The following is a 15,559-nucleotide window of genomic DNA, read 5'->3' on the forward strand; positions in this document are numbered from 1 at the left end:
CCGATTCTTGGTTTTGTCCGGGGTGGGCGGGCAGGTCGTGGCGGCTACGGCCGGGGCTGGGTGAACAAGCCCTGCTCGGTCTCGGCCAGGATCCCGCGGTCGGCCAGCCGCTTGAGCTTTAGGCGGATGTTGTTGATGTTGTTGGGCGCGACCGCCAGGTCCATCGCCTCGCAGACCTGCCGGGCTCGCAGCGGGTGGCCGGCCGCGGTGAACACCGCCATGATCTGCTGATAGGCCGGATGATCCGGAAGTTTCGGTGCCGGGGGTGCGGGCGGTTGCGGATCGGGCAGCTCCAGCAGTGTCTTGCGGGTGATCCGAACTTCCTCGGTGGCCCGGTCGAGTTCGTCGAGCTGTGCGGTCAGCTGCGCGATCCGTTCCCTCGTTGCCTCGGCCTGCGCGGTGATCTCTCGTTCCCGCTCCTCCAGCCGGGCCAGCACCGCCCCGAGCGTCAGCTCTCCACCGGTCACGAGGTGCGCCAGGCCGGCGCGGTCGCCCCGGTCAACCGGCGCAGTATTACCGAGGTCATCTCCCAGTACACCCGTGACTCCGAACTGCGGGGCCGGTGCTCGTAGTCGCGCACCAGCCTGCGGTGCAGCACCAAGATCCCATAGGCGCGCTCCACGACCCACCGCTTGGCCTGGGGAACGAACCCGGTCTGTGCGGGGTTGCGCTCCACGACCTCCACCTCAATGCCCACCTTCTCCCCGTGCGCGACGACGGCGTTCTTGAAGCCCTGGTCGACCAGGGCTTTCTCCACGGCGTCGGTGTCGGCGGCAACCTTGTTCAGCAGCGCGATCCCGACGGCGTTCTCGTGCGCCGACGCGGCCACCACGACCACTGCGATCACCAGTCCCAGAACGTCAACGGCCAGGCCGCGCTTGCGGCCCGGTACTTTTTTTGCCGCATCACGCCCCGTCGACTCGGCGGGCACTCCGGCCGCCGCGTGCACGCTCTGAGTGTCGAGCACCACCAGGCTCGGATCTGCCTTCCGGCCCAGCTTCTCTCGCACCTGCCAACGCAGCAGGTCGTGGATGGTCTGGTCGGTCCCGTCGTCGCGCCAGATGTAGAAGTAGTACTTCACCGCGCCGGGCGGCGGAAAGTCGTGCGGGAGCAGCTCCCACTGACAACCGGTCCGGCCCTGGTAGAGCAGCGCGTTGACGATCTCCCGCATCGCGTACCGACCCTGATGACCACTGACCGAGGGATGCGCACCCTTCCACGCGATGATCACCGGCTCGACCAACACCCACTGCTCATCGCTCAGGTCGGTCTTGTAGGACTTGCGCTCGCTCACGGCGACCAGCTCAACATGCCCAGGGCCGCCGACCGGCCGAGATGCCACACCGCTACACGTTCAGGTGACGACAAAACACCTACGCACTCTCATACCGCCCTCTGAGTGGGGCCAGTGGCGTCGTTATGTGCTGACACTCTTCGACATTGACAGCACCTACTGAGATTCGTCGCGTGATGCCGCTACCCGGCACGTGGAGCTGCAGCTAGGCCCGAGCTGCGGGCTCGAAGATCATCAATGGGCGCGCGCCCTGCTGTGTGCTGGGAGAGTGAGATATTCCGCTGAAATCGCGAGGCAACCTGCATTCACAGAGAGTGCCTGATCTGATCTCCATCAGCCCGCTTCGTCCAGGTGGATTGGGGATTGGTCTTGTTGGATCCAGTGATTGAGAGTCCCCTTCCCGGGGAGCAAGCCTTCGCACAGGACGACGAGATCGCCGCCTGGTCGAAGGCCGCCCAGGTTGTGGGTCTGGGCCTGCAACTGGCAGGGCAGGCAGACGCGCTCCGGAGCGAGGATGGCGCGACCGAACTGCAAATCCCGGAAATTCCGCCACTGAGCTACCCATTCCTCACGGAGTTCGCCGAGTTCTATATCCAAGATCATCTGCGTATCGAGTTGCCGTTCCACTGGCATGAGTTTCCTGGCTGGTCACAACCGATTGCGAGCCATATTCAGGACATGGTCCGTCCAGCACCCCAGCGATGGTGGGACGAGTACGGCGGGCTAGAAAGTGCCCTGGCTCCGACTTTGTACGAGGCAGTCAGGCAGGACAAGGACCCGAGGGCTGCAGCGGCCTCTCTGCTCCACGTCAGCCAGTTCAGTCGACATCAGATCGTGCGCGTCGCTGCGGCTTCTTCTCTGGCGGGCCTCCGCACTACCCTGACCTGGCCGACAATCGAAACCCTCGCCGAAGGCTGCTCGTCCGCGAACGACACAGTCCAGCAAATCGCCATCGACGCCCTGCTGCACGCTGCCCCGAGCCACCCAGTCCTGGCCGAGCTCAGGGAAAGCCACAAGCCAGATGAGGGGAAGGGCGCTGAGAGAGCTCACACCTCAGTCATCGTGCCCGGCACATGGAGCCGGTTCAAGCGGCCATCATGGTGGCGGCCTGGGGAGCGGCTCTTCGACTATCTCCAGAAGGAACCCGGCAACAGTGAGCCCTCTGACGGCACCTTCCCGCCCGTCGGTAACGATCTTTACGCCCATGACAATTACTACCGCTGGCCCACTGGGTTCACCGTCCACGATCGGGTTGCTGGCGCACATGCTCTAGCCAAATGGGCTGCCGATCGCCAATGTACGGGGTTCTCGAAAGTATTCGCTCACAGCCATGGCGGAAACGTCGCCCTCCTGGCAGCAGCCAGCCATAAGCTCCGCATCGATATGCTGGTCATGATTGCCACACCACCACATCAACGCAACGCGCTTGAATGGCAGGTCATCTCCGAGCACGTGAAACATATCGTCTCGATGCGTCCCCGCTTTGACTTGACCGTTCTACTTGACAGTCTCTGGTCACGTGTCAAAAAAATCCCCGTGACCGGTGAATTCCCTGCTAATCGCGTGCGCATCCTGCCGGTGCCGGTGTGGTACGGGCACTCGGTACTCACCCGACCGGAGGTCTGGACGCGGCATCGCCTCGCGCACGAGTTGGCTGCCGAGTATGAGGCCGACGGCTAAACCCGCCAGGGCCCCTTTGCAGGTGATAGATGCCTCCCGAGACCGCGGTGGCGTCTCAATATGCCGCCACTCGTGATCTTCGAGTGAAGTCGTCCGCAGCTCGGTCATAGCCGCAGCTCTACCGACCGGACAGCGACATCACGGAACGAATCTCAGTAGTCGACCGAAGCGGGGACTGGAGGACTGGGCCCGAGGCTTCGTGCGGTCGCGGCGGCTGCCCGAAGTCTCGACGTCCGTCATCTGCGAGCGGCTCAGGGAACGGGCCCAGCGCGTAGGCTCCCGCCCCGTGCAACGTCTTGCTCTGTTCGACCTGGACAACACGCTCGTGAACCGGCAGCGAGCGCTTGAGGCATGCCTCAGCGTCTTCTGCGAGGAGCGCGCTCTGGGCGCTGAGGCCGTCGGCTGGATGCGGGGCGCCCTGGCTCAGCGGGCTTACCCGTCCGATTTCGCAGAGCTGCGTGAGCGGTTCCGTCTCGCTGAGCCGGTCGAGTCTCTGTGGGCGGCTTACGTCCGCACCCTGGCCGCGAATGTAGAGTGCCCCGGCGAGATCCTCGACGGCCTGGACCAGCTCCAGGGGCAGGGCTGGTCAGTCGCGGTTGTTACCAATGGCGCCGAGGACATCCAGCGGGCCAAGCTCGTGCGCTCCGGCATCGCCTCACGCATCAACGCGTACTGCGTCTCTGGCGAGTTCGGCGTGCGAAAGCCTGATCCGCTTCCCCTCCAAGTGGCCGCGAGGCGCTGCGGGCGTGCTATCGCGGATGGGGGATGGATGGTCGGGGACGGCCTGGCGACCGATGTCGCCGCTGGCCGCGCGGCCGGTCTGCACACGATCTGGGTGAGCAATGGGAAGCCGTGGCCGGAGGGACCGGGACGCTGGCCAGAGCCGGACCACATCGCCCCGCATGTCCTCACGGCGCTCGATCACCTGCTGAGTTTGCCGGGGGCTCCTCGCTGACCGTCGTGGGCGGGAACAACCGTCGCGCTGCCGAGTAGGAGCCGCTCACCGAGAAGTTCCTCTCGGATGTAGCGGTCCATGACCTCGCGACTCGCCCCCTTGCTCAGCGGGTCGAGACCGACCGCCAGGAGGACGTAACCGAGCTGTGTGAGGGCTGTCGCGTAGACCCTGTTGATCGGCAACCGCAGCGCCCACGGTGTGTCGTTGAAGTGGAGCAGCACTGGGCCACGCGGCGAGACGGTCACACGTGCTCCAACGTCGGGGACGCGCGAACCGGGACCCCCCCAGACGAAGCGCTTCGGCAACCGTACGCATACGCGTCACGATCTCTTCGGACGTCTTGCCCTCACGCCGGGCAGGCGGATGTGTGATCAACAGGGGCGCGAAGAGCTGTCCTGTCTCGGACGCCTCCAGCCAGACCCGTACGCCAAGTGATGCGATCAGGCCCGGAGAAGGGGCAGCGCCCGCACTCGGCAAGCTGGCGCCGGGCGCTGCCCAGGCACTCATGCAGGGCTCCCGTCGCCAAGTTCCGCCAGCACCGCGACGAGTGCCGTGCGAAGCGCGTCCGGCTCGGTGAGTGGCCCGGCATCGTCCACGCTGATCCGCCATCGGCACCGATACTCGACGGACGGACCCGGGACCCCCACCCACGCGTCGATGCCCAGAATTTCGACGCCCGGGAGGCCCCATTCCCGCGCGGCGCGCGGGGGGACGAGCCAGTACAGCGTCTGGGCGGAACGGTCCTCAATGACTGCTCCAGTGAACTCGCCGAGCACCCTCAGCACTTTCTCGCCGACATCGGCCGGCACTCGGACGGCATTCCAGAACACGCCAGCCGGTACGGTCTCGATGGTGTTGCCGAGGGGGAGCCATTCGGGTCGCCTCGTACGCGGCCCGGGGGGTGCGTATCTCAGGGGCTCAGTGCCCACGTCGTACTCCTCTGCGGTTGGCCTGCTGAGCGTGGCCCAGACGTACGCGTGACCGTCGGCTCGCTCGTAGCCGAAGCGCGTGGCCGAGCCGAGCGCGGCGAGGATGGTGCGACTTGCGGTCTCGCTCAGCTCATCGGGTAAGTCGACCTCGATACGGATCAGCTCCCCCGCCCCTGTGATCCGCGGCTCGTGTCCAGTCGCGGCGGTGAGCAGTGCAGCGAGATGGGCCGCTTCAGTAGTGGGGGAACGCACGAATCTCCCTCGTGAGGACGCGATCACGTAGCGTTGTGCTAATCAATTAGATTGCACCTGATGCATTAGCTTGTCAACGCAGTCTGAGACCCGCTGCATGTGCCGTTCGGACCCCCGGAGAGCTGTCGCATGGGCCAATACCAGCCGCCGTACATCCGTGTCGCTGACGATCTGCGTCGCCGGATTCAGTCCGGAGAGTGGGAAGCTGGCGCACCCTTGCCCTCGCGAGCCAAGCTCGCCGAGGAATACGGGGTGGGGACGAACGTCACACAGAGAGCCCAGGAAAGGCTGATCACAGAGGGGCTCCTCGAAGGTCGCGCCGGTTCCGGGACCTACGTACGCGAACCGCGCCAGCGGGCCCGGATGGTGCGTTCGCGTCACCATGAGTCGCGCGATGGCAGTCCCTTCCGCGCGGACATGAAGGAACTCGGCAAGCACGGCTCGTGGGACTGCCACTCAGAAGCGCGGGTACCAGCGCCGGAAGACATCGCGCAGCGACTCGCGATCCAACCCGAAGCGCTCTGTGTACGTACCGACTACGAGTTCCTCGCCGACAACCGGCCCGCGCAGCTGTCGACGTCCTGGGAACCCATGGCCGTCACGGACGGCACCCCGATCCTGTTGCCGGAGATGGGGCCGATGGCCGGTACCGGTGTGGTGGAGCGAATGCGGTCCATCGGCGTCGCCATCGAGCGGGCGGTGGAACTTCCACACCCTGCTCGCGCCACCCCGCAGCAAGCGGGCCTGCTGGGCATCACCCCGGGCGAACTGGTGCTTCGCATCGAGCGCACCTATTACGACGCGGACGGCCGCCCCGTGGAGACAGCGGACATCATCGTCCCCGACTCGCGGTGGGAAGTCGCTTACGAGGTTCCACTCCCGCCGGGCCGCTAAGCAGGTGGTTTGATCCGTAGCCCTATACGGAACGGTCATCGACGGCCGAACCAGCCTCACCGGGGTCATTCGGTGTCCTGTCAGTCCAAGGCCTACTGACGGCCGTCTTGCTGCTGGTCAGATGACGTCGGCCTGCCCCTGATGCGGCTGTTCCAACTGTTGTTCCCGCTTGCGCTGCTCCATCCGAAGCGTCTCCACGTTCTCCGCGAACCTCTCCAGGTTCACCGCCGCGTCCGCATCCGCGTACGGCGCAATCCCCAAATCGAAAGCCGTGGCGTGTTGCTCTACCTGGTCCGCGGTCTGCTGAAGGTTGTACGCCCGCTCACGGAATTTGAAATAGCCCGTCACTGCGGTGGCGAACGCCAGGAACGACCCCAGCACGATCAGGATCGTCTTACCCGGCTGCGGGGTCTCCCAGAAAGCCGTAGTCGCCGTGGTCCCCACCGACGCGAAGAACACCCCCCACTGAAACCAGTTGTGAATACGCCGGTAGAACCGTGTATCGCGTCGCAAGCGATCTATCACCCGAGGTATGTGCTCCCGGTAGCCGTCCCGCCGCTCCGTCGTCGGGCGCGTCTTTGAGGCATTGAGGATCCATCTATCGTGGATGATCTCCAGATCCCTGCGGAGTAGGAACACCGACCTGACACCGTGTTTCTCGTCCTTAACCCGCAGGAAGAAGCCGACCAGGAACACCACCACCAGGACCAACATCACCGCGATGGTCACGCTGTTGAACGTGCGCAGGTCCGGCACGTTCTCCGGCCACAGGTTTCCCCACCCGACCACTGTCAGAACCAGTGGCATCACCACAAGCGGCACCAGCCGGAGCCACCGCGACAGCAGAGCCCTCCGTATGCGGCGTTCCGCCGTCGCGACGTCCCGCCGGTAGGCGATAACGCTGTTCGCGTACTCGTACTGTTTGGTGGGCTCTAAGCGCCATCCGTACTCTTGTTTTGGGTCATTGAGAGATTCAATGACTTCTTCAACGAGGTCGCCCCAGGTGGAACCCGATTCTGCGGGGAACAAATTCTTAAGTAGTACGTAAGGTTTGTATCGGTCAGGTGACCCATACTCCCGATGGAAGACGTACGCGCCGTCGCTGGCGTATCTGACCTGTCGGGCTATTTGGACGTCTATGGTCCACTTGAGTTCTTCCCTATCGGTCTTCCAGGCGGCGGAGAGGATCGCGTCTACGCCCTCCCAAGTCAACACGAAGCCCTCGGGGAGGGGGGTGAGTATGTCGGCCTCCGACAGCCGCTGGCCTTCGTATGCGAGGTGATGCAGGACATCACCCACCCACGGTTGGTAACCGTCGGCGGTCTCGGGTTCAGGTTCGCGCGGCACGTCGGTAAGGCCAGACATCGCGGAGTGGCTCCCGGTCAAGGGTCGTGGTGTGCGGTCGACGGCACGCTACCGCCGCTCGACCTTCCACCAGTCGGTAACCCGCCTGCTTAGGGGTGGAGTTGACCACACCCGCCCCTCTCTTGGGCAGGCTCGCTGTTCGGTGCGGTGTGCAGCTGCTCAAGCGCTTCGGGGATGCTCGATGGCGCGTCCCTGAGGCTGTCCCAGCGGCTCATGACGGAGGCTGACGCCTCCGCAAGGTCGGTCGGGAGACCTGCCTCACGGAGTGCCGAGGCCACTTCGTCCATCTCGGGGCCCCAGCGCCATGACCGTGCTGCGACCTTCGGAATGTAGGCCGTCTCCGCGAGGTAGCTCGTGCTGCGTCCCTGCGCGATGTCTAGTAGCTCATCTTCGACTCCGTAGTCCCGCGCCAGGGCGTACGAGACGGCGGCCAGTACGCGGCTCGCCTTCTGGTAGCTGCTGTACGACAGCTTCAACGCCGAAGCGCGACCGATGCCGCCGGGCAATGCGTGAGCGTGTACCGCCGTCCCGTCGAAGAGCGCTGCAACAGGCGGCAGAGCCTCCCCGGGGCCAGACAGGTACAGGCGGGTGGACTTCGACGCGGACGGGGGCGAGCCGATGACGGAGCCATCGACGACGGTCGCCTCAGTGCGGGACAGGATGGCGTAGACCCGCGCCATGGTCGCCGGAGCGATGGCGTTGCCGTCTACGTAGACCCCCGCGAACGGGTACGCCGAGACCTCGACAGCGACGTCCTCCGCATAGGCCGGAGGGCAGATGCTGAGGATGACGTCGGCGCGCTCGACCAGCTCTCCGAGGCTGTTCGTCGCAGTGAGCCCGTGCATCAGGGCCCGCTCTTTGGTCGCTGAGCTGCGGCCCGCTGGGCACCACAGAACCTCAGCGCCGCCTAGGCAGGCCTGTGCGGCCACAGCGGCGCCCATGCTCCCGGGGTGCAGCACCCCGACGACGGTCATCCGACCAGCCCGCGGATGTCTCGTACTTCGGCGTGGATGCCGGCCAACCGGGCTTCGTCGATGGCGTGCGCGGCCTGAGCCGCGCTGACGTCGTCGGTTCGGATGACGAGAGACCAGGGTTCGGCGGCATGGTCCAAGAGGTCCTGCCGGGTCTCGTGCCAGACCTTGAGCCGGGCTTCCAGGTCCTTGTCCCCGCGCTCACTGCACCGCTGCCGTGTCACGTCCTCCGGGCACCACAAAAGAACCCGCACCCAGTTGATGGGGAAGGCCGCGACGGCCCGCGCCCCGGCGACCTGCCCCATGTGGAGAACCGGGATGCGGCCGGAGCCGACGAGCGCGGAGACCTCGCCGCGGTCGATGGCGTACTCCGCGTCGTACCGGCTGTTGCGGTACAGGACCTCTCCGGCCCGAGCCAGTTCCTCGATGTGGTCGGTTGTCGTCAGTCGGTACCCCGTAGTCCGCCCAGGGCCCGCCTTGAGCCGCTGTAAGAGAACGAACTCCGGTCGCAGCGCGGACAGTTCGGCTGTGATCGTGTCCTTGCCGGAACCCGGTGGGCCATACAGGATGACGCCGCAAGGGCTCACAGCCCGCCTCCACTTAGTACGTCGCGGGCTTCGTCGACCAGGGCCACAGCGGCGCCGAGCCGGTTGTCGACGACGAAGTGCGGGCCCTGCGGGCGCATCTTCAGATCGAGACCCGAGACGTATTCGTCCCACGCCTCCATCTTCCAGGCATCGCGGGCCGCTCCCCGGAACTCGATGTACTCGCGCATGGAATCCGGGTCGCACTCGACCCATATAGGGGCGACGGAAACCCGCTTGGACCGGCAACGGTTCTGGAATCGCCGCATCCACTCGGCTTGGGAAAATTCAGAGATGAATGGGGCGTCGAGGATCGTGGAGATTCCGCAATTCAAGTTGTCCCATGCGGCTTCCATGAGGCATCGGTATTCGTACGGCCTGACTTTTTCCCGGTAAAGCTCCGAACTCCGGTCGTGAGCCTCCCCGCCCAGCGCGACCAAGAGCTGATCCACCAGTGGACGAGTTAGCGAGTCCTTGTCGAGAATGGGCCAGCTCGTAAGCCCCCCGAGGAACTTCGCGAACTCCGACTTCCCGGACCCGGCGTATCCCCCGACCAGGACGACGATGGGGCCGTCGGTGTTGCTTGCTGCGGCGCCATTACGCCATGCGTTGATCACGCGATTGCGCAGAAGCTCGCTGTCCACGCCATCGGTACCTTCGCGGATGCTACCGAGCGCTTGGCGTACTGCGTCTGGCTGGTCGGGGAGCTTACGCTCAACTGGTGCGGGCGCCGGTACGGATTCCACAGGGGCATCCTCTCCGGGCAGGGCTTTACGGAAGCCGAGTTGGGCCTCATTGCGTCGATAGAGGCGACAGTACGCCCGGCGGTAATGCGGACCGGGATATACCGAACCCTTTTCGTGGCCCCAGATCGTTTGGAAGTTTGCGGCAATATTGAAGCCATGCCGCTCCGCGATTTCGCGGAGCTTCTCCCCCGTGTCTTCCAGGGTGAGCCCTATCTCCTCGCGATGCATTCGCAGGAGTTCGGGCTTCCAATCTGAGTGCTTCCGAGCCATCTGCCCCTCCTAGATAGCTACTCGGAGCCGCGAGTGTAGCGGCCCGACTAGAGCTATGGAAATTCGTGATATCGCATGTGTAAGCGGATGTATAAAACCGCTTCGAACATGTCAGGTAGCGCAATGTGATACCGGGTTTCGCGCCGCGGCGGTGAACTGTTCCCACACCGAACGAGGAGGTTCAGATGCCCCACGGCGCGACCGTACAGGCCCCAACTCGGCCTGCTGGAGAATCAGTCCCCTTCCAGGGTCGCGACGCGCTGTCGCAGCTCTCCGACCTCGGTCCGCAGCTTCTCGACTTCCTCGCGCAGCTCAGTCACGGCCCCGACTGGATCGGCGAGCTGTGCGGCAGTGCGGTCGGCGTCGGGGGTCAGGAAGACCCCCTTGCCTTGGTGGCTCACGACCAGTCCGTTGGTCTTGAGCTGGTTGATGGCGGTACGGGCCACGGTCACCGTGATCTCGTACGACTTCTGGAGATCCCCGTACGAGGGGAGCTGTCCAGTCTCGGCGAACTCGCCATCCGCGATGCGTCGCCGCAGGTCATCGGCTACCTGCTGATAGGCGAACTTGCCGGTCCACTCGACCATCTGTACCCCAAGTCTCGTCTCGGTCTCTGCCTCATAGTGCCCAAGCCTCAGAGATAGAACCAGCGCCCCGCGTCACTTGTTCCGTGATGGCACTTGACGCACTCTGCCTCACAGTGCACTCTGAGATGCAGTTGAGCGAGCGGCTCGGTCCCCAAGGGGTCGGGGAGCTCGCGAAACCTTTTTGACCTGCACGAATGCTCCGGTTGGGTCCCGCTCCGAGAGGAACGGGAGCCCCCTTTCGAGGGGTTACCGCGCTCTACCGGAAGTGCTCGGTCCTTGAGAACTGAACAGTGCCAATCAGCCGACGGGGCGCACTCGCCCCGTCTCCCGCAACGGCCCGGGTGATGGCCGCCGGCGGCCACTTCGTGGCAGGCGAACCTGTCCTGCCCCGCGTGTCAGCTCTGGAGAAACGCCCTTGGGGAACATGCCTCCATTCCTGGAGAACAGCCCCTTGGACGCCACCTGATGCGCGCCGCCCTGCTGGCGTCAGAGCAGTGACGATGACGCGCCCGACTCTTCCGGCTCGGGACCGGCGCTCCGTGGTAGCGGGGCGCCGGTGAAGCCGTATCCCGACTTCTTCGGGAGCCCCGGACAAGCCTCGATGGCGGCGGATCGAATCCGCTCCGGGGTGCTGCGGTCATCTGACCGCCCGCACATCGACAGAGGAGAAGCACATGAGCGACAAGAGCCGCGTGGTCTTCAACTTCGGGGATGCCGAGATCACGTTCGGCGGCGACATCGTCCTGGGCGACCAGGTCGGCGTCTCCGGCGGAGTCGTCTACGGCGACGTGGTCATGGGTGCCGGGGTCAAGACCGAGGAGACCGACGACGAGTAAGCCGCTCCCCCCATCAGCCACCAACCGCACTCGCACAACCGCCCCGATGGTCGAAGGCCGGGTTCGACTCCCGGCCGGGGCGCCGCCTCGCCGCTCTGTAGCAGAGGCTCACCTCCGGGCCGCTCGCCCTCTCACCAAGGCACCGCGAGCGGCCCGGCCATCTTCCGTCCCTCCAATATCGGGAGCACGTCATGCGTAGCTACATCGGCGGCAATCAGGCCGTGAGCGCCACCGACTTCGTTGAACTCGCCCTGGGCACCCCGGTTGAACTCTGGCTCGGTGTGGACGGCGAGAGCGAGCTGGAGCGCGCGGCCCGCCTGGACGCGGCCCGCGACATCCTCGCCGAGAACCCCCACCTCCCCGACGACGCGATCCGGATTGCCGCCGCGGCGATCGAGGAGCACGTGCCGGAACTGTTCAACGTCGTTCCGCTCACGCGGCCCGTGCGCCGCTCCCGCCGCGTCCGCAAGGAGGCTGTGGCGTGAAGGTCGCCGCGATGACCCCGAAGCAGATTCAGGGTGCGGAACGCACCCTGAGCCTGGGCACGTGGACCATCACGTTCGGCGCGATCCTCTTCAGCGTCCTCACCGTCACGCCGCTGGTTCAGCGCGTGACGCCCGGTGGGTGGGGCTGGACGGCGCCGATCCTGCCGCTCGTAGTTGACTCCGCCGTCGTCATCGTGATCCGCCTGGATTCCACGGTGGCCCGGCTCGGGGGCGACGCGGGAAGGTGGCCAGCCATCCTGCGCTGGCTCACGGGCTTGATGACCGTCGCGCTCAACATCGGAGACTCTGCGCTCAAGGGCGATCTGGTCGGCGTGGGTGTTCACATGGTCGCCCCCGTACTGCTCATCGCGACCGGTGAAGCCGGGCTCGCCTACCGCCGTGCGATCACCCGCCGCCTGGACGAAATCGCTCGTGCCCAGACAGAGCAGGCCGAGCGTGAACGCGCCGAGCGCAAGGCCCGTGAACAAGCTGCCCGGGACGAGCGTGAACGCGAGCGCGAGGCCCGTGAACGCGCTGAGCGAGAGAAGCGCGAGCACGCCGAACGCCTCGAAGCCCAGCGCGCTGAGCGCGAGGCGAACGAGCGACGTGAGCAGCGCGAACACGAGGAACGTCTCCGCCGCGAGGAAGCCGACCGGCAGGAGCGGGCCCGGCACGAGCAGCGCCAGTACGAGCTACAGCGCGAGGAACGCGAGCGGGCCGACCGCGAGCGCCGTGAACAGCAGGAGCGGGCCGAGCGTGAACAGCGTGAACGCCAGGCTCGTGAACGCGCTGAGGCCGCCGCTCGTGAACGCGCCGGACGGCCCAAGCCGACCCCCACGCCGCGAGCCGTGAACACCACAGCCGTGGACAAGATGAACGAGGCCGACGCGCTCACCGCAGTCCGTGAGGGACACGCCGCGGGCGACTCGGTCCGCACCATCGCCGACCGAACCGGTTGGTCGGTGGGATGGGTCAGCGCCCGCCTGCAAGACATCCGCGACGAGCCCTTGGCCGCGTGATGCGGCTGACGCTGGCTGACTGCTTCGACCCCGCGGGCGAGCGGTTCGGCCTTCCCACCTACCCGTGGAAGCTGACCCCCGAGGGGCTGGCGACCCGCCGCCAACTGCGGGCCCGCGATCTGCGACCGGGTGGGCAGGACATCGCCGCTCAGCTCCTGCGTCCGCGCCGTCGGCGCGAGCCGCTGACCGCGTACCTGTACCGCGTCGAACTGGCCAAGCCCGTGCGGCCGATGACGCTCGCCAAGCGGGCCGCGCTCGCCGAGGCCAACCGTGCGCGCCGCACCTGCCCCGAGTGTCGGCGGGATGCCGGATACGTCATCCCCACCTCGCTCGGCATGTGCGTGCCCTGCGCCTAGCCCAACCTTCAGGTCGCTGCCTGACCAGCCCTTTCGGGGTTCGGCCGCTCACCTTCGACCGCGGCGGCCGAACCCCTTTCAACTCCCTGTAGGAGCACTTCAGCATGACCGAGATCAACGTGTCCGGTCCGCCCGTTGAGGGGCCGGAAGAGGAAAAGTCCGCCGCAGTTTTGCCGTTCAAGCTCAAGAGGGCCTCCGCCCCGAACCCTGCTGAGCAGGCACCGGACACGGTGAAGCCGGGCGAGTGGCAGGCCGAACTCCCCGACACCGAGGACCCTGAGGCTGAAGGGCTGACCGAGGGCGCGGACGTGGACCCGCCCAAGGAGATCTACCCGCCGTCCATCAACGAGTGGATGCAGGAGCGCGACAAGGTCCGTCAGTCGGTCTTCCCGGACTGGGTGAAGCTGCCTGACCAGCGCAAGGCCGTCCGCAAGTGGGCGGTGCGGCATTACTCCGCGATGCTCGGCTACCACGCCTGGCGCCTGCCGTGCGTCTACACGCCCAAGCTGGTCGCCTACTCGCCGCGCGGCGCCTGGCGCTGGTCGTCCGCCATCGGCAAGTGGGTCTTCGACGCCGAAGGGCGGGCCCTGCGCCTGGCCTCCGTGCTCGATGAGGACGCCGCGACGTACCTGAAGCTGTCCCGGCAGCGCGATGCCCGGGTGCGACTGCGCTCGGTCATCGCGACCGTGTCCAGCGTCGTCGGCCTCACGGTCGCTCTACTGCTGTGGGTCATGGCTCCCACGTGGCTGCTCGCCCTGTCGATTGCCACCCTGACCACCGGTTTGGGACTTGGGGGAGCGCCTGCGGACAAGCCGCTCATCGACCGGGCGAAGGTGACGTTCCGCAAGCGCAAGCTGTCCTCGGACATCGTCATCCGCGCACACGAGGCCGCGAAGCTGACCACGAAGGATCAGACGATCGCTTTCCCGCGGCCGATCGGCCGTGACGGGGACGGCTGGCGTGTGGTGGTCGACCTCCCGTACGGCATGACCTTTGAGGACGCGCTGAAGGCGCACTCGCGGTTGGCGTCGGGCATGGACATCGCCCCCACCCAGCTGTTCATGGACAAGGACGAGACCAGCGGCCGGCGCGCCTCCTACTGGATCGCCGACCGCGACCCGCTCGCCGTCCCGTCCGGGAAGACGCCGCTGCTCGGAGCCACCCGCGTGGACTTCTGGAAGCCGTTCCCGTGGGGCGTCGACGAGCGAGGCAACCCCGTGATGGCCACCATGCTGTGGCTGTCGCTGCTGGTCGGCGCGGTGCCGCGACAGGGCAAGACGTTCTCCGCCCGCACCATCGCGCTCGCCGCCGCCCTGGACCCGAACGTCCGCCTGATCGTGTTCGACGGCAAGGCCTCCCCGGACTGGCGCTCCTTCACCAAGGTCGCGCACCGGATCGGCTTCGGCATCGTCCCTCGCGACGGCTTTGACCCGGTCTTGCACCTGGTCAACGCCCTGATGGAGCTGAAGGCTGATGTGGAGGACCGCTACCACCGGCTGTCCGAACTGCCCCTGCACATCTGCCCGGAGGGCAAGCTCACCCCCGAGATCAGCCGGGACCGGAAGCTGAACATGCCGCTCACCCTCGTGGTGGTGGATGAGGTGCAGGAGTACTTGCAGCACCCCACCCACGGCAAGACCATCCTTGACCTGCTCGTCTACCTCGCCCGCGTGGCCCCGGCGGTCGGCGTCTCGGTCATGAACTCCACACAGAAGCCCGACGACACCGCATGCCCGAGCGTGCTGCGTGACCAGCACCAGGCCCGCTTTTCACTGCGGGTCGGCTCGTACCACGTCTCTGAGGTGGTGCTCGGTGCCGGTTCCTATGGCGAGGGCCTGGACGCGTCCAAGCTCCTCAAGTCCCACAAGGGAGTTGGCCTGCTCAAGGGCATGACCGACGACTCCGGGATCGTGCGCACCTACCTGGCCACCGGCCGCGACGCGGACACGATCCTGAACCGTGCCCGCGCCCTGCGCGAGGACGAAGGCACGCTGTCCGGCGACGCCGCGGGCGAGTCCAGCGCCACCCGCAGTGCGGACGCGATCCTCGACGACGTCGCCGCTGTGCTCGGTCGCAGCGAGGACAAGGTGTGGTCGGAGACGGTCGTCGACCGCCTCGCCGAGTTCGCCCCCGCCGTCTACGGCGAGTGGGCCGACCTGGAGGGCCGCGCCAAGGCCGACCAGCTCGCCGCCGCGCTCAAGCCGTACGGCATCACCACCGGCCAGGTGTGGGGCAAGACCGAGGGCGGCAAGGGCGCCAACCGGCGCGGCATCGAGCGTCAGCACATCATCGACACGATTACAGAGCGCAACAAGAAGCGGGGCGGCAAGTAGGCG

Annotated in this window: 17 protein-coding genes; 8 read left to right on the forward strand and 9 right to left on the reverse strand. The window is 66.3% G+C overall.

What is annotated here, in order from left to right; translation table 11 throughout:
- Positions 1 to 44 precede the first annotated feature (44 nt).
- Positions 45 to 467, reverse strand: coding sequence for a hypothetical protein (locus ACGFSB_RS17630; protein ID WP_307530601.1), 423 nt, complete (start codon positions 465 to 467; stop codon positions 45 to 47).
- Positions 464 to 1,294 (reverse strand): IS5 family transposase, encoded by an 831-nt coding sequence (locus ACGFSB_RS17635; RefSeq protein WP_393400176.1) that lies wholly within the window; start codon positions 1,292 to 1,294, stop codon positions 464 to 466. Before ACGFSB_RS17635 ends, ACGFSB_RS17630 begins: the two co-directional genes overlap by 4 nt.
- 381 nt (positions 1,295 to 1,675) lie before the next feature.
- Here ACGFSB_RS17635 and ACGFSB_RS17640 point away from each other — a divergent pair, with 381 nt between their 5' ends.
- Positions 1,676 to 2,974 (forward strand): hypothetical protein, encoded by a 1,299-nt coding sequence (locus ACGFSB_RS17640; RefSeq protein WP_393399641.1) that lies wholly within the window; start codon positions 1,676 to 1,678, stop codon positions 2,972 to 2,974.
- Positions 2,975 to 3,260: 286 nt separating this feature from the next.
- Positions 3,261 to 3,929 carry an HAD family hydrolase gene (locus ACGFSB_RS17645; RefSeq protein WP_393399643.1) on the forward strand — a complete coding sequence of 223 codons (669 nt, stop codon included), beginning with the start codon at positions 3,261 to 3,263 and terminating at the stop codon, positions 3,927 to 3,929.
- Here the strand turns inward: ACGFSB_RS17645 and ACGFSB_RS17650 are convergent.
- Both ACGFSB_RS17650 and ACGFSB_RS17655 read right to left on the reverse strand, forming a co-directional pair.
- A complete protein-coding gene (locus ACGFSB_RS17650) occupies positions 3,896 to 4,174 on the reverse strand; it encodes a hypothetical protein (protein ID WP_393399646.1) in 279 nt (92 codons plus the stop codon). The two genes, ACGFSB_RS17645 and ACGFSB_RS17650, sit on opposite strands and share 34 nt — an antisense overlap.
- A 258-nt stretch (positions 4,175 to 4,432) precedes the next feature.
- The gene (locus tag ACGFSB_RS17655; protein ID WP_393399648.1) at positions 4,433 to 5,110 is read right to left on the reverse strand and encodes a hypothetical protein; all 678 of its coding nucleotides are present in this window, start codon (positions 5,108 to 5,110) and stop codon (positions 4,433 to 4,435) included.
- Between the two features lie 129 nt (positions 5,111 to 5,239).
- Between ACGFSB_RS17655 and ACGFSB_RS17660 the strand changes: the two genes are divergently transcribed.
- A complete protein-coding gene (locus tag ACGFSB_RS17660; protein WP_393399650.1) occupies positions 5,240 to 6,004 on the forward strand; it encodes a GntR family transcriptional regulator in 765 nt (254 codons plus the stop codon).
- Between the two features lie 117 nt (positions 6,005 to 6,121).
- Here the strand turns inward: ACGFSB_RS17660 and ACGFSB_RS17665 are convergent, their stop codons facing one another.
- The 5 genes from ACGFSB_RS17665 to ACGFSB_RS17685 form a co-directional block, all read right to left on the reverse strand.
- Positions 6,122 to 7,369, reverse strand: a complete 1,248-nt coding sequence (locus tag ACGFSB_RS17665; RefSeq protein ID WP_393399653.1) for an SLATT domain-containing protein — start codon at positions 7,367 to 7,369, stop codon at positions 6,122 to 6,124.
- 89 nt (positions 7,370 to 7,458) lie between these two features.
- Complete coding sequence (locus tag ACGFSB_RS17670; RefSeq protein ID WP_393399655.1) at positions 7,459 to 8,343, reverse strand: DUF1932 domain-containing protein; 885 nt, start codon at positions 8,341 to 8,343, stop codon at positions 7,459 to 7,461.
- Positions 8,340 to 8,927: a guanylate kinase gene (locus ACGFSB_RS17675; RefSeq protein WP_393399657.1), complete on the reverse strand. Its 588-nt coding sequence runs from the start codon at positions 8,925 to 8,927 to the stop codon at positions 8,340 to 8,342. The genes ACGFSB_RS17670 and ACGFSB_RS17675 overlap by 4 nt, the downstream gene beginning before the upstream one ends.
- Complete coding sequence (locus ACGFSB_RS17680; RefSeq protein ID WP_393399659.1) at positions 8,924 to 9,940, reverse strand: AAA family ATPase; 1,017 nt, start codon at positions 9,938 to 9,940, stop codon at positions 8,924 to 8,926. Before ACGFSB_RS17680 ends, ACGFSB_RS17675 begins: the two co-directional genes overlap by 4 nt.
- Before the next feature lie 233 nt (positions 9,941 to 10,173).
- Positions 10,174 to 10,527, reverse strand: coding sequence for a GntR family transcriptional regulator (locus tag ACGFSB_RS17685; protein WP_393399662.1), 354 nt, complete (start codon positions 10,525 to 10,527; stop codon positions 10,174 to 10,176).
- Between the two features lie 674 nt (positions 10,528 to 11,201).
- Between ACGFSB_RS17685 and ACGFSB_RS17690 the strand changes: the two genes are divergently transcribed.
- From ACGFSB_RS17690 to ACGFSB_RS17710, 5 genes are all read left to right on the forward strand, one after another.
- Positions 11,202 to 11,363, forward strand: a complete 162-nt coding sequence (locus tag ACGFSB_RS17690) for a hypothetical protein (protein WP_393399665.1) — start codon at positions 11,202 to 11,204, stop codon at positions 11,361 to 11,363.
- 191 nt (positions 11,364 to 11,554) lie between these two features.
- On the forward strand, positions 11,555 to 11,848 hold the full coding sequence (locus tag ACGFSB_RS17695; protein WP_393399667.1) for a hypothetical protein: 294 nt from the start codon (positions 11,555 to 11,557) through the stop codon (positions 11,846 to 11,848).
- Positions 11,845 to 12,867: a DUF2637 domain-containing protein gene (locus ACGFSB_RS17700; RefSeq protein WP_393399669.1), complete on the forward strand. Its 1,023-nt coding sequence runs from the start codon at positions 11,845 to 11,847 to the stop codon at positions 12,865 to 12,867. The genes ACGFSB_RS17695 and ACGFSB_RS17700 overlap by 4 nt, the downstream gene beginning before the upstream one ends.
- Positions 12,864 to 13,223, forward strand: coding sequence for an RRQRL motif-containing zinc-binding protein (locus ACGFSB_RS17705; RefSeq protein WP_393399671.1), 360 nt, complete (start codon positions 12,864 to 12,866; stop codon positions 13,221 to 13,223). The genes ACGFSB_RS17700 and ACGFSB_RS17705 overlap by 4 nt, the downstream gene beginning before the upstream one ends.
- Positions 13,224 to 13,327: 104 nt before the next feature.
- A complete protein-coding gene (locus ACGFSB_RS17710) occupies positions 13,328 to 15,556 on the forward strand; it encodes a cell division protein FtsK (RefSeq protein WP_393399673.1) in 2,229 nt (742 codons plus the stop codon).
- Positions 15,557 to 15,559: the final 3 nt, after the last annotated feature.

The organism is Streptomyces sp. NPDC048441 (genome assembly GCF_043200235.1).
GTDB lineage: Bacteria > Actinomycetota > Actinomycetes > Streptomycetales > Streptomycetaceae > Streptomyces.

Bases quoted from the DNA above. Each gene is read 5' to 3' on its own strand.
- ACGFSB_RS17690 (WP_393399665.1), top strand. From the start codon at position 11,202: ATGAGCGACAAGAGCCGCGTGGTCTTCAACTTCGGGGATGCCGAGATC.
- ACGFSB_RS17670 (WP_393399655.1), bottom strand. From the start codon at position 8,343: ATGACCGTCGTCGGGGTGCTGCACCCCGGGAGCATGGGCGCCGCTGTG.
- ACGFSB_RS17660 (WP_393399650.1), top strand. From the start codon at position 5,240: ATGGGCCAATACCAGCCGCCGTACATCCGTGTCGCTGACGATCTGCGT.
- ACGFSB_RS17680 (WP_393399659.1), bottom strand. From the start codon at position 9,940: ATGGCTCGGAAGCACTCAGATTGGAAGCCCGAACTCCTGCGAATGCAT.
- ACGFSB_RS17685 (WP_393399662.1), bottom strand. From the start codon at position 10,527: ATGGTCGAGTGGACCGGCAAGTTCGCCTATCAGCAGGTAGCCGATGAC.
- ACGFSB_RS17695 (WP_393399667.1), top strand. From the start codon at position 11,555: ATGCGTAGCTACATCGGCGGCAATCAGGCCGTGAGCGCCACCGACTTC.
- ACGFSB_RS17665 (WP_393399653.1), bottom strand. From the start codon at position 7,369: ATGTCTGGCCTTACCGACGTGCCGCGCGAACCTGAACCCGAGACCGCC.
- ACGFSB_RS17710 (WP_393399673.1), top strand. From the start codon at position 13,328: ATGACCGAGATCAACGTGTCCGGTCCGCCCGTTGAGGGGCCGGAAGAG.